The 11,919-nt window shown below is 38.2% G+C and carries 23 protein-coding genes; all 23 read left to right on the top strand.

Annotated features, from left to right (window positions below; genetic code table 11):
• Positions 1-2: 2 nt before the first annotated feature.
• The 23 genes from rpsC to carA all read left to right on the top strand — a co-directional run bounded on the left by rpsC (position 3) and on the right by carA (position 11,841).
• Positions 3-722 (top strand): 30S ribosomal protein S3, encoded by a 720-nt coding sequence (gene rpsC, locus LB465_RS01110; protein ID WP_075324949.1) that lies wholly within the window; start codon positions 3-5, stop codon positions 720-722.
• Between the two features lie 19 nt (positions 723-741).
• Entirely contained in the window at positions 742-1,161 is a 420-nt protein-coding gene (rplP, locus tag LB465_RS01105; RefSeq protein WP_057482229.1) for a 50S ribosomal protein L16, read from the top strand.
• A 12-nt stretch (positions 1,162-1,173) separates the two neighbouring features.
• A complete protein-coding gene (gene rpmC, locus LB465_RS01100) occupies positions 1,174-1,365 on the top strand; it encodes a 50S ribosomal protein L29 (RefSeq protein WP_037319233.1) in 192 nt (63 codons plus the stop codon).
• 18 nt (positions 1,366-1,383) lie between these two features.
• On the top strand, positions 1,384-1,641 hold the full coding sequence (rpsQ, locus tag LB465_RS01095; protein ID WP_037319236.1) for a 30S ribosomal protein S17: 258 nt from the start codon (positions 1,384-1,386) through the stop codon (positions 1,639-1,641).
• Complete coding sequence (gene rplN, locus LB465_RS01090; RefSeq protein WP_037319239.1) at positions 1,641-2,009, top strand: 50S ribosomal protein L14; 369 nt, start codon at positions 1,641-1,643, stop codon at positions 2,007-2,009. The genes rpsQ and rplN overlap by 1 nt, the downstream gene beginning before the upstream one ends.
• 12 nt (positions 2,010-2,021) lie before the next feature.
• The gene (gene rplX, locus LB465_RS01085; RefSeq protein ID WP_224466057.1) at positions 2,022-2,333 is read left to right on the top strand and encodes a 50S ribosomal protein L24; all 312 of its coding nucleotides are present in this window, start codon (positions 2,022-2,024) and stop codon (positions 2,331-2,333) included.
• A 2-nt stretch (positions 2,334-2,335) separates the two neighbouring features.
• Positions 2,336-2,887: a 50S ribosomal protein L5 gene (gene rplE, locus LB465_RS01080; RefSeq protein ID WP_079712958.1), complete on the top strand. Its 552-nt coding sequence runs from the start codon at positions 2,336-2,338 to the stop codon at positions 2,885-2,887.
• Positions 2,888-2,889: 2 nt separating this feature from the next.
• The gene (rpsN, locus tag LB465_RS01075; protein WP_079733676.1) at positions 2,890-3,159 is read left to right on the top strand and encodes a 30S ribosomal protein S14; all 270 of its coding nucleotides are present in this window, start codon (positions 2,890-2,892) and stop codon (positions 3,157-3,159) included.
• A gap of 66 nt (positions 3,160-3,225) precedes the next feature.
• Positions 3,226-3,624 (top strand): 30S ribosomal protein S8, encoded by a 399-nt coding sequence (gene rpsH / locus LB465_RS01070; protein ID WP_133549934.1) that lies wholly within the window; start codon positions 3,226-3,228, stop codon positions 3,622-3,624.
• Positions 3,625-3,643: 19 nt separating this feature from the next.
• Positions 3,644-4,186 (top strand): 50S ribosomal protein L6, encoded by a 543-nt coding sequence (gene rplF / locus LB465_RS01065; protein WP_224466056.1) that lies wholly within the window; start codon positions 3,644-3,646, stop codon positions 4,184-4,186.
• Positions 4,187-4,196: 10 nt separating this feature from the next.
• Positions 4,197-4,550 (top strand): 50S ribosomal protein L18, encoded by a 354-nt coding sequence (gene rplR / locus LB465_RS01060; RefSeq protein WP_075324943.1) that lies wholly within the window; start codon positions 4,197-4,199, stop codon positions 4,548-4,550.
• A gap of 6 nt (positions 4,551-4,556) precedes the next feature.
• Positions 4,557-5,081 carry a 30S ribosomal protein S5 gene (gene rpsE / locus LB465_RS01055; protein WP_224466055.1) on the top strand — a complete coding sequence of 175 codons (525 nt, stop codon included), beginning with the start codon at positions 4,557-4,559 and terminating at the stop codon, positions 5,079-5,081.
• Positions 5,082-5,094: 13 nt separating this feature from the next.
• A complete protein-coding gene (rpmD, locus tag LB465_RS01050; protein ID WP_224466054.1) occupies positions 5,095-5,277 on the top strand; it encodes a 50S ribosomal protein L30 in 183 nt (60 codons plus the stop codon).
• Between the two features lie 9 nt (positions 5,278-5,286).
• Entirely contained in the window at positions 5,287-5,739 is a 453-nt protein-coding gene (gene rplO / locus LB465_RS01045) for a 50S ribosomal protein L15 (RefSeq protein ID WP_224466052.1), read from the top strand.
• A gap of 11 nt (positions 5,740-5,750) precedes the next feature.
• Complete coding sequence (gene secY, locus LB465_RS01040; RefSeq protein ID WP_075324939.1) at positions 5,751-7,088, top strand: preprotein translocase subunit SecY; 1,338 nt, start codon at positions 5,751-5,753, stop codon at positions 7,086-7,088.
• Positions 7,089-7,090: 2 nt separating this feature from the next.
• A complete protein-coding gene (gene infA / locus LB465_RS01035; RefSeq protein ID WP_013073244.1) occupies positions 7,091-7,306 on the top strand; it encodes a translation initiation factor IF-1 in 216 nt (71 codons plus the stop codon).
• A 118-nt stretch (positions 7,307-7,424) separates the two neighbouring features.
• Positions 7,425-7,541 carry a type B 50S ribosomal protein L36 gene (gene ykgO, locus LB465_RS01030; protein WP_013305171.1) on the top strand — a complete coding sequence of 39 codons (117 nt, stop codon included), beginning with the start codon at positions 7,425-7,427 and terminating at the stop codon, positions 7,539-7,541.
• Between the two features lie 2 nt (positions 7,542-7,543).
• Positions 7,544-7,918, top strand: coding sequence for a 30S ribosomal protein S13 (rpsM, locus tag LB465_RS01025; RefSeq protein WP_224466051.1), 375 nt, complete (start codon positions 7,544-7,546; stop codon positions 7,916-7,918).
• Positions 7,919-7,926: 8 nt separating this feature from the next.
• Entirely contained in the window at positions 7,927-8,313 is a 387-nt protein-coding gene (rpsK, locus tag LB465_RS01020; protein ID WP_224466049.1) for a 30S ribosomal protein S11, read from the top strand.
• Positions 8,314-8,400: 87 nt separating this feature from the next.
• Positions 8,401-9,006 carry a 30S ribosomal protein S4 gene (gene rpsD, locus LB465_RS01015; protein WP_079712965.1) on the top strand — a complete coding sequence of 202 codons (606 nt, stop codon included), beginning with the start codon at positions 8,401-8,403 and terminating at the stop codon, positions 9,004-9,006.
• A 20-nt stretch (positions 9,007-9,026) separates the two neighbouring features.
• Positions 9,027-10,019 (top strand): DNA-directed RNA polymerase subunit alpha, encoded by a 993-nt coding sequence (locus LB465_RS01010; RefSeq protein ID WP_224466047.1) that lies wholly within the window; start codon positions 9,027-9,029, stop codon positions 10,017-10,019.
• Between the two features lie 69 nt (positions 10,020-10,088).
• Entirely contained in the window at positions 10,089-10,598 is a 510-nt protein-coding gene (rplQ, locus tag LB465_RS01005) for a 50S ribosomal protein L17 (RefSeq protein ID WP_224466046.1), read from the top strand.
• Positions 10,599-10,728: 130 nt separating this feature from the next.
• Complete coding sequence (carA, locus tag LB465_RS01000; RefSeq protein ID WP_224466044.1) at positions 10,729-11,841, top strand: glutamine-hydrolyzing carbamoyl-phosphate synthase small subunit; 1,113 nt, start codon at positions 10,729-10,731, stop codon at positions 11,839-11,841.
• Positions 11,842-11,919 lie beyond the last annotated feature (78 nt).

The following is an 11,919-nucleotide window of genomic DNA, read 5'->3' as shown; positions in this document are numbered from 1 at the left end:
GTATGGGACAAAAAACAAATCCAATCGGGAATCGTCTTGGTATCGTAAGAGGATGGGAATCCAACTGGTACGGAGGAAATGACTACGGCGATAAATTAGCCGAAGACGATAAGATTAGAAAGTACATCCATGCTCGTCTTTCAAAAGCGAGTGTATCTAGGGTAATTATTGAGCGTACGCTTAAGCTTGTAACCGTTACTATCACCACTGCCAGACCAGGTATTATTATTGGTAAAGGCGGCCAGGAGGTAGACAAGCTTAAAGAAGAACTTAAGAAAATTACCGACAAGGAGGTTCAAATTAACATCTTTGAGATTAAGAGGCCAGAACTTGATGCGCACTTAGTTGCATCTAGTGTTGCAAGACAAATTGAAAATCGTATTTCTTACCGTCGTGCAATTAAAATGGCTATCGCGGCTGCTATGAGAATGAATGCTGAAGGTATCAAAATACAGATTTCCGGACGTTTAAATGGTGCTGAAATGGCACGTTCAGAAGCATACAAAGATGGTAGAATTCCTCTGTCTACTTTTAGGGCCGATATTGACTATGCTTTAGTTGAAGCTCATACTACTTATGGTAGGTTGGGTGTTAAAGTATGGATCATGAAAGGCGAAGTTTATGGTAAAAGAGATCTTTCCCCGCTTGTTGGAATGTCCAAGAAGCAAGGAGGAAAACCTGGAGCCGGGCGAGGTGGTAACAAATCACGTCGTAGAAAGTAATTTTTTAAAGTAAAGAAAAATGTTACAACCTAAAAGAACAAAATACCGTAAACAGCAGAAGGGCCGTATGAAAGGCAACGCCGGAAGAGGTCATAGACTCTCTAATGGAACCTTTGGAATTAAATCTATGGATTCTAGTTTCATTACTGCCCGCCAAATTGAAGCTGCACGTATTGCTGCTACCCGATATATGAAAAGGGAAGGTTCTATCTGGATTAAAATATTTCCAGACAAGCCTATCACTAAGAAACCTCTAGAGGTTCGTATGGGTAAAGGTAAAGGTGCCGTAGAATATTGGGCTGCTGTTGTAAAACCAGGAAGAATTATGTTTGAAATTGGTGGAGTGCCAATGGATGTTGCTAAAGAAGCTTTAAGGCTTGCAGCGCAGAAACTTCCGGTAAGAACCAAATTTATTGTAGCTAGAGACTATCAAGCTTAATATTATAAAGTTATGAAACAATCAGAAGTAAAAGAACTGTCTGTGGCAGAATTACAAGAAGAGCTTGGGAAATCTAGAAAAGCATATTCAGATTTGAAAATGGCTCATGCAGTTTCGCCATTAGAGAACCCAATACAGCTTAGAGCTGTACGAAGAACTATAGCGAGACTTGCTACAGAGTTAACTAAAAGAGAACAACAATAAGTGTTATTCTGCTGAAAGATGGAAAAAAGAAATTTAAGAAAAGAGCGTATAGGCGTTGTTACAAGTAATAAAATGCAGAAATCTATCGTGGTTTCTGAAGTTAAGAAAGTAAAACACCCTATGTATGGAAAGTTCGTTTTAAAAACGAAAAAATACGTAGCGCACGACGAAACAAACGACTGCAACGAAGGAGATACTGTAAGGATCATGGAAACAAGACCTTTAAGTAAATCTAAATGTTGGAGACTAGTAGAAATAATTGAAAGAGCGAAGTAATGGTACAACAAGAGTCTAGACTAAGAGTAGCAGACAATACCGGGGCAAAAGAAGTTTTGACCATTCGTGTATTGGGCGGTACAAAGAAAAGATACGCTTCTGTTGGGGACAAAATAGTTGTCAGCGTAAAAGAAGCTACACCTAACGGTAATATCAAAAAAGGTGCAGTTTCAACAGCAGTTGTAGTTCGTACCAAGAAAGAAGTACGCAGGCAGGATGGGTCTTATATCCGTTTTGATGATAATGCCTGTGTATTGCTAAACCCTACCGGAGAAATGCGCGGAACTCGTGTATTTGGACCGGTTGCGAGAGAACTTCGTGATAAGCAATTCATGAAAATTGTATCATTGGCACCAGAGGTGCTTTAATACATTAATAAGATGAGAAAGCTTAAAATAAAGACTGGAGATACTGTAAGAGTTATTGCTGGTGACCATAAAGGTCAGGAAGGTAAAGTTCGAAAAGTTCTCATAGAAAAGAATAAAGCCATCGTGGAAGGTGTAAACACTATCTCAAAACATGAGAAACCTAGTGCATCTAACCCACAAGGTGGTATTGTAAAGAAAGAAGCTCCTATTCATATTTCTAACCTTTCTTTGTTAGACAAAGATGGTAATACTACCAGAGTTGGATATAGGGAAGAGGATGGAAAGAAAGTAAGATTTTCCAAAAAATCTAATGAAGTAATTTAGTTATGGCATACGTACCAAGACTTAGATCAGAATATGCAGAGCGAGTAAAGCCTGCATTAAAAGAAGAATTTAGCTACGCTAACGTAATGGAGATCCCAAAACTTGAAAAAATAGTTTTGAGCCGTGGCGTTGGTGCGGCTGTAGCAGATAAAAAGCTAATTGACCATGCTGTAGATGAACTTTCTACAATTACCGGTCAAAAAGCGGTGCAAACCATTTCTAAAAAGGATGTTGCTTCATTCAAACTTCGTAAAGGCATGCCAATTGGGGCAAAAGTTACCTTGCGAGGATACAGAATGTACGAATTCTTAGATCGTTTAATAACATCAGCACTTCCACGTGTTCGTGACTTTAACGGGATTAAGGCTAATGGTTTTGATGGTAGAGGAAACTATAATTTAGGTGTTACCGAACAAATCATCTTTCCGGAGATTGATATTGATAAGGTAAACAGAATTAATGGTATGGATATCACCTTCGTAACCACGGCAAAAACCGATAAGGAAGCGAAATCATTGTTAACCGAACTAGGATTACCTTTTAAAAAGAATTAATTATGGCTAAAGAATCAATGAAAGCCCGTGAGGTGAAGAGACAAAAAATGGTGAAAAAGTATGCTGAAAAGCGCGCTGCTCTTAAAGAAGCAGGTGACTTTGAAGGCTTGCAAAAATTGCCAAAAAATGCTTCACCTGTACGTTTGCACAACCGTTGTAAATTAACTGGTAGGCCAAAAGGTTATATGAGACAGTTTGGTCTTTCTCGTGTAATGTTTAGAGAAATGGCTAACCAGGGATTAATTCCTGGAGTTAGAAAAGCTAGTTGGTAAAATTATAAATTGGTTGCAGGTTCTCCCGAGTGTCGGGACGAAAACCACATCCGCAAATTAAGATAGATGAATACAGATCCTATTGCAGATTATTTGACAAGAGTTAGGAACGCTGTGGCTGCAAACCACAGGGTGGTAGAGATACCAGCTTCTAACCTTAAAAAGGAAATTACAAAAATATTATTCGACCAGGGATATATTCTTAGTTACAAGTTTGATGATGCTACTGCTCAGGGGACAATTAAAATTGCCCTTAAGTATGACAAAATCACAAAAGAACCTGTAATTAAAGCTATCCAGAGAATAAGTAAACCTGGTTTACGTAAGTATGCCGGCGCTGATGAATTACCACGTATCCTTAATGGTCTTGGTATCGCTATAGTTTCTACTTCTCACGGTGTAATGACCGGGAAGCAGGCTAAAGCCGAAAAAGTTGGTGGTGAAGTATTGTGTTACGTTTACTAATACTTAAAAGACTAAAGAAATGTCAAGAATAGGTAAAAGCCCAATTACAATTCCAGAAGGTGTGAATGTAGACCTTAAAGATGGTTTTGTAACGGTAAAAGGAAAATTAGGAGAACTTAAGCAGGAAGTTAGCGACATTGATGTGAAAATTGAAGATGGCGTTATTACTTTTGAACGTTCTTCAGAGAAAAGTGATCAAAAAGCAAAACACGGTCTTTATCGTGCTTTGATTGATAATATGATTGAAGGGGTTACTAACGGGTACACAAAATCATTGGAATTGGTAGGAGTAGGTTATAGAGCTTCTAATCAAGGACAAAAATTAGATTTAGCCGTTGGGTTTTCCCATAATATTGTAATAGATTTGGCGCCGGAAGTTAAAGTGGAAGCAATTTCAGAGAAAGGGAAAAACCCAATCGTGAAATTAACTTCTTACGATAAACAACTTGTGGGCCAGGTAGCTGCTAAGATACGCTCCTTTAGAGCACCAGAACCTTACAAAGGTAAAGGTATCAAGTACGTTGGAGAACAATTACGTAGAAAAGCAGGTAAATCAGCTTAATAAAGTAGATATGGCAGTTTCAAAACAAGATAGACGAAATAAGATAAGAAAGCGTGTTCGTAAGTCAATTACGGGTACCGCTAGCCGTCCAAGGTTATCTGTATTTAGAAGTAATAAAGAAATTTATGCTCAAATTATAGATGATGTAGAAGGAAAAACACTAGCTGCAGCCTCTTCGAGAGATAAAGGCGTGTCAGTAGAAGGTGATAAATCCAAACAAGCAGAATTGGTTGGTAAAGCCCTTGCTGAAAAAGCTTTGAAAGCCGGTGTAGAAACCATTTCTTTTGACAGAGGTGGTTACCTGTATCACGGAAGAGTTAAATCATTAGCAGAAGGTGCTCGAGAAGGAGGACTAAAATTCTAGAAAATTATGTATCAAGATTATAAAAACGTAGAACATGTAAAACCAGGCGGACTTGAATTAAAGGACCGTTTGGTTGGAGTACAACGTGTGACCAAAGTAACCAAAGGTGGTAGAGCTTTTGGATTTTCTGCTATTGTTGTAGTAGGAGATGAGAATGGTGTTGTTGGGCAAGGTTTAGGGAAATCTAAAGAAGTTGCCGATGCCATCTCTAAAGGTGTGGAAGATGCAAAAAAGAATTTAGTGCGTATTCCTTTACACAAAGGAAGCCTTCCTCACGAACAAAAAGGTAAGTATGGTGGAGCAAGAGTTCTTTTGCTACCCGCTGCAACTGGTACCGGGATTATAGCCGGTGGTGCAATACGTGCCGTACTGGAAGCTGTTGGTGTACACGATGTACTTTCTAAAAACCAGGGGTCTTCAAACCCACACAACGTAGTAAAAGCTACTTTTGATGCGTTACTTCAATTAAGAAGTGCAGATACTGTTGCTAAACAACGTGGTATTTCATTAGAGAAGGTTTTTAAAGGATAAATCAAGGAGAAAGATGGGAAAGATAAAAGTTACAAAAGTAAAAAGTGCAATTAACCGGTCTAAGAACCAGAAACTGGTTTTAGAGTCTTTGGGTCTTAAGAAAATTGGCCAGACGGTAGAGCACAACGATACGCCAAACATCCTTGGTATGGTAAATAAAGTTAATCATTTAGTTTCTGTAGAAGAAACAAAATAATAAATTCACATGGAATTAAATAACTTAAAACCTGCAAAAGGTTCAGTTAAGAGTAACAACAAGCGTGTTGGCCGTGGAGAAGGATCAGGTAAAGGTGGTACTGCCACCCGTGGTCACAAAGGGGCTAAATCTCGTTCTGGTTACTCAAAGAAGATTGGTTTTGAAGGTGGGCAGATGCCGCTTCAACGTCGTGTTCCAAAATTTGGTTTTACTAACATAAATCGTGTAGCTTACCAGGGTGTAAACCTTGATACTTTACAACGTTTGGTTGATGAAGGTAAAATTAAAGATACTGTAGATGTTAATACCTTGATCGAAAACGGTCTTGTAGGTAAAAACGAACCAGTTAAGATATTAGGTAGAGGTGAATTAAAGGCAAAGTTGAAAATATCTGTTCATAAATTTACTGCCTCAGCAAAAGAAGCTATAGAAGCTGCTGGAGGTGAAGTTGTTACTTTATAATAGATAGCCAAATGAAATTCATCAATACTATTAAGAATATTTGGAAGATCGAGGAGCTAAAAAATAGAATTTTAGTAACCCTCGGTCTATTATTAGTTTATCGTTTTGGGGCGCAAGTTGTGCTTCCCGGGATAGATGCTTCACAGTTATCTAACCTGGCATCCCAAACAGATGGAGGTCTTCTAGGCCTCTTAAATGCTTTTACAGGTGGGGCGTTTTCTAACGCTTCTGTTTTTGCTTTGGGAATTATGCCATATATCTCGGCTTCGATTGTAGTGCAGTTAATGGGTATTGCGATACCTTATTTGCAGAAGCTACAAAAAGAAGGAGAGAGCGGTAGACGTAAGATCAATCAGATCACTCGTTGGTTAACTATTGCAATTACATTGGTTCAGGGACCTGGTTATATTTATAACCTTTTTGCTACGCTTCCGCAGCAGGCCTTTTTATTAGGCGATACTGTTACGTTTGTAGCTTCTGCAGTAGTAATTCTTACTACAGGAACCATTTTTGCAATGTGGCTGGGTGAAAAGATAACCGACAAAGGTATTGGTAATGGTATTTCGCTATTAATTATGGTAGGTATTATTGCTACCTTACCACAAGCATTTATTCAGGAATTCGCTTCCAGGGTATTTGAATCTAACGGTGGACTTATTATGATTCTTATTGAATTGGTAATCTGGTTTGCTATTATTCTTGCTTCGGTAATGTTGGTGATGGCAGTACGCCAAATCCCTGTGCAATATGCCAGAAGAACCGCCTCTGGAGGTTACGAGAAAAACGTTTTTGGATCTAGACAGTATATTCCACTTAAGCTTAATGCTTCAGGTGTAATGCCAATTATATTTGCGCAGGCTATTATGTTTATCCCGGCTGCTGTAGCAGGATTATCAGATTCTGATGCTGCACAAGGGGTTACCGCTGCCTTTAGCGATATATTTGGATTTTGGTATAATGTAGTATTTGCGTTATTAATTATCGTCTTTACTTACTTCTATACCGCGATTACTGTACCTACCAATAAAATGGCTGATGATCTAAAGCGAAGTGGAGGATTTATTCCCGGCATTCGTCCAGGAACTGAAACCGCCGAGTTTTTAGATAGAATTATGTCTCAAATTACCTTGCCAGGATCTATTTTCCTTGCACTTATTGCTGTGTTCCCTGCAATCGTAGTGCAACTCTTAGGTGTGCAACAAGGATGGGCATTGTTTTTTGGAGGAACCTCGCTTTTAATTATGGTTGGAGTTGCAATAGATACTATGCAACAAGTAAATTCTTACTTGCTGAATAGACATTACGACGGATTAATGAAAACAGGTAAAAACAGAAAAGCAGTAGCTTAATTATGGCAAAACAACCGGCAATAGAACAAGACGGAACAATTATAGAAGCATTATCTAATGCGATGTTCCGTGTAGAATTGGAAAATGGTCACGTTGTGACAGCTCATATCTCTGGGAAGATGCGTATGCACTACATTAAATTGTTACCCGGAGATAAAGTAAAACTGGAAATGAGTCCTTACGATTTAAGTAAGGCTCGTATAACATACAGATACTAAAAGTAATTTGAGCTATTTATAAAATTTTCAGTACTTTTGCAACCTGAAAAAATTATGAATGCTGAAATCCTGATTTTGAGCACATTCAAATATCAGTGAATTGTAAAAAACTAAAGAGATGAAAGTTAGAGCATCAGTAAAGAAAAGAAGTGCCGACTGCAAGATAGTACGCAGAAAAGGGCGCCTTTACGTAATTAACAAAAAGAATCCTAGATTTAAACAAAGACAAGGCTAATTATGGCAAGAATTGCAGGGGTAGATATACCTAAACAAAAGCGAGGAGTTATAGCATTGACCTATATCTTCGGAATTGGTAGAAGCAGGGCTCAAAAGATCCTTAGCCAGGCCAAAGTAGATGAAAGCAAAAAAGTTTTAGATTGGGACGATGATGAAATTGGTCGTATCCGTGAAGCTGTTGGTGATTTTACAATCGAAGGAGAATTACGTACAGAGGTTCAATTGAGTATTAAGCGTCTAATGGATATTGGATGTTATAGAGGTATTCGTCACAGAAGTGGTTTGCCACTTAGAGGACAGAGAACCAAAAATAACTCAAGAACCAGAAAAGGTAGAAGAAAAACAGTTGCTAACAAGAAGAAAGCGACTAAATAGTAATTAATATGGCAAAGAAGACAGTTCAAAAAAAGCGTAAAGTAACCGTTGAGTCCGTAGGACAAGCGCACGTTACGGCTTCTTTTAATAACATTATTGTTTCCCTTACTAATAAAAAGGGAGATGTTATTTCTTGGTCATCTGCGGGAAAAATGGGTTTTAGAGGTTCTAAAAAGAATACTCCTTATGCTGCCCAGTTAGCTGCAGAAGACGCGTCTAAAGTAGCTCACGAAGCTGGTTTGCGCAAAGTTAAAGTTTACGTTAAAGGGCCGGGGAATGGTAGAGAATCTGCTATCCGCTCGCTTCATAACAACGGGATTGAAGTAACTGAAATTATTGATGTTACTCCATTACCACACAACGGATGTCGTCCTCCTAAGAGACGTAGAGTTTAATAATTAGTATAACAATAAGAGAGGAGTTAAGATTATCGAAGGACAGAGACCTTAATTCATAATCCCTTTCTTCTAAATTCAAAGTTAATGGCAAGATATACTGGTCCAAAGACTAAAATAGCCCGTAAATTCGGTGAAGCTATTTTTGGAGACGACAAGTCTTTTGAGAAAAGAAATTATCCTCCGGGACAACACGGTAACAACCGTCGTCGCGGTAAAAAATCTGAATATGCTATCCAGTTAATGGAAAAGCAAAAAGCAAAGTATACTTATGGTATTCTTGAGCGTCAGTTTAGCAATATGTTTAAAAAAGCTACTAGAGCGCAAGGGATCACCGGTGAAGTTCTACTTCAACTTTGTGAATCACGTCTTGATAATGTAGTTTATAGAATGGGTATTGCCCCAACTAGAAGCGCAGCAAGACAATTTGTATCTCACAGACACATTACGGTTAATGGCGAGTTGGTAAATATACCGTCTTACCAATTGAAAGCGGGTGATGTAGTTAGTGTTCGTGAAAAATCAAAATCTTTACAGGCTATCCAGGATTCACTAGCTAATAATAGCAGTGTTTACGAATGGATTACCTGGAATAACGAGACAAAACAAGGAACTTTTGTTTCAGTACCCGGACGTATTCAGATTCCGGAAAACATAAATGAACAATTCATCGTCGAATTATATTCGAAATAATAATTCACAGAAGTCGTAATATGGCAATACTAAATTTTCAGAAGCCCGATAAAGTTATAATGATTGATTCAACCGATTTCGAAGGGAAATTTGAATTTCGCCCTTTGGAACCCGGCTATGGATTAACCGTTGGTAACGCTTTAAGGAGAGTGCTTTTATCTTCATTAGAAGGTTATGCAATCACTTCAATTCGTATAGAAGGCGTAGATCACGAATTCTCCGCTATTCCTGGAGTTGTGGAAGACGTAACAGAAATTATCCTGAACCTTAAACAAGTAAGGTTCAAAAGGCAAATTGATGAAATAGATAACGAAGCCGTTACCATTTCTATAACTGGAGAAGAACAAATTACTGCCGGTCACTTTCAAAAATTCATTTCAGGCTTTCAAGTCCTAAACCCAGATCAGGTGATCTGTACTGCAGACAAGAAAGTAAACCTGAATATGGAGATGACCATAGAAAAAGGTAGAGGTTATGTTCCGGCCGAAGAAAACAAAAAAGCCAACGCACCTCTTGGAACTATATTTACGGATTCTATTTATACACCAATAAAGAACGTTAAGTATAGTATTGAAAACTATCGTGTAGAGCAAAAAACCGATTATGAAAAATTGGTTTTTGAAATCGTAAGCGATGGTTCTATACATCCAAAAGATGCACTTACTGAAGCTGCAAAAACACTTATCCACCACTTTATGTTATTCTCTGACGAGCGTATTACGCTTGAAGCTGATGAAATAGCACAAACTGAAACTTATGATGAAGAATCCCTTCACATGAGACAGTTGCTAAAAACCAAGTTGGTAGATATGGATCTTTCAGTAAGAGCTTTAAATTGCTTAAAAGCGGCAGAAGTTGATACCCTGGGAGACCTTGTGTCTTACAATAAAAATGACTTGATGAAGTTTAGAAACTTTGGAAAGAAATCTTTGACAGAGCTTGAAGAGCTGGTAAGTAACAAAGGACTTAACTTTGGTATGGATCTTTCAAAATACAAATTAGATAAGGACTAATACATAAGTAGTTTTCCATAAAAGCCGGCAGAAGATCGCGCTTTGGGAAAATGAATTAAGAACAAAACAATGAGACACGGAAAGAAAATTAACCATTTAGGTAGAAAGACCGCTCACAGAAAGTCTATGCTAGCCAATATGGCCTGCTCTCTTATAGAGCACAAGAGAATCAATACCACCGTAGCTAAAGCAAAAGCCCTAAAAGTTTTTGTAGAGCCTTTGGTAACTAAGTCTAAAGTAGATACAACTCACAATCGTAGGTTGGTATTTAGTAAACTTCGTCAAAAGGAAGCTGTAGCCGAATTGTTTCGTGATGTAGCTCCTAAAGTTGGTGACCGCCCGGGTGGATACACAAGGGTAATTAAGTTAGGTAATCGTCTTGGAGATAATGCCGATATGGCCCTTATCGAGTTAGTTGATTACAACGAAACTTACAACCTAAGTAAAACAGAGAAGAAGAAATCTACACGTAGAGCGGGTAGAAAGAAATCTACTGATGCTACTCCAAATGCTCCAAAGGCAGAAGGAAAAACAGAAGAGAAATCTTCAGAAAATAAAGAAGACAAAAAAGAGGAATAGAAATGAATCTTTTAAAGTTCTAATTTTTAAAAAGGATAAACTCTCTGGGTTTATCCTTTTTTTATATATTAAAATTAAATAGTCTTTTCCGCGTAGGCGGAAATACCAGCAACACAACAAATAAATTAAAATGAAATACCAAACCCGAAAAAAAGCGATTATCTTACTGGAAGACGGCACTATCTTTCACGGTAAGGCTGTAGGAGACAAAGACGGCAAAGCCGTTGGAGAAGTTTGTTTTAATACCGGGATGACCGGTTACCAGGAGATCTTTACAGATCCTTCCTACTACGGTCAGCTTATGGTAACTACCAATGCGCATATTGGGAATTACGGAACCTTAGCTGAAGAAAGTGAATCTGATAAAGCTAAGATCGCCGGACTTATCTGTAAAAATTTTAGTTATACCCATTCCCGCCCAGCTGCTGATAAGTCACTTCAGGAATTTTTAGACGATAGTAATCTTTTTGCGATTTCTGATATAGATACGCGTGCTTTGGTAACTTATATTCGAGAAAATGGCGCTATGAACGCCATTATTTCTACCGATGTCGACAATATTGAGGGCTTGAGAAAGGAGCTCGCCGAAGTACCCGATATGAACGGATTGGAGCTTGCTTCTAAAGTATCAACAAAAGAGCCTTATTATTTCGGAAATGAAAATGCGACTTATAAAATCGCAGCCCTCGACGTGGGAATTAAAAAGAATATTCTTCGCAATTTTGAGCAACGCGATGTGTATGTAAAGGTTTTTCCATACGATGCGACTTACGAAGAAATGAGCGAATGGAATCCCGATGGCTATTTTCTTTCAAACGGTCCCGGAGATCCACAACCTTTAGAGAGTGCGATTAGTTTAACGAAAGCCATTTTAGAAAAGGATCATCCATTGTTTGGTATTTGTCTTGGGCACCAGATAATAGCCATTGCCAACGGAATTAAAACCTATAAAATGCATCACGGTCACCGCGGTATAAACCACCCGGTAAAAAACCTGAAAACAGGAAAAGGAGAAATTACTTCTCAAAATCACGGTTTCTCGGTAGATAAAGCTGAAACTGAAGCAAATACGGAAGTAGAAATCACCCATATTTGCTTAAATGATAATACTGTTGGTGGTATTGCGATGAAGAACAAGAATTGTTTCTCTGTACAATACCATCCGGAAGCGAGTCCGGGTCCCCACGATGCCAGTTATCTTTTTGATGAATTTATGGATAGGATAAAAGGAGTAAAAGCTTAAAAATATTTTATAAATATTGATGTAAAAGCCCAAAATTTAAAGATTTTGGGCTTTTCTTTTGTGAAAACTGATTTTATT

The organism is Salegentibacter lacus (assembly GCF_020164555.1).
Lineage (GTDB): Bacteria > Bacteroidota > Bacteroidia > Flavobacteriales > Flavobacteriaceae > Salegentibacter > Salegentibacter lacus.
This window is presented reverse-complemented; position numbering and strand designations above follow the sequence as displayed.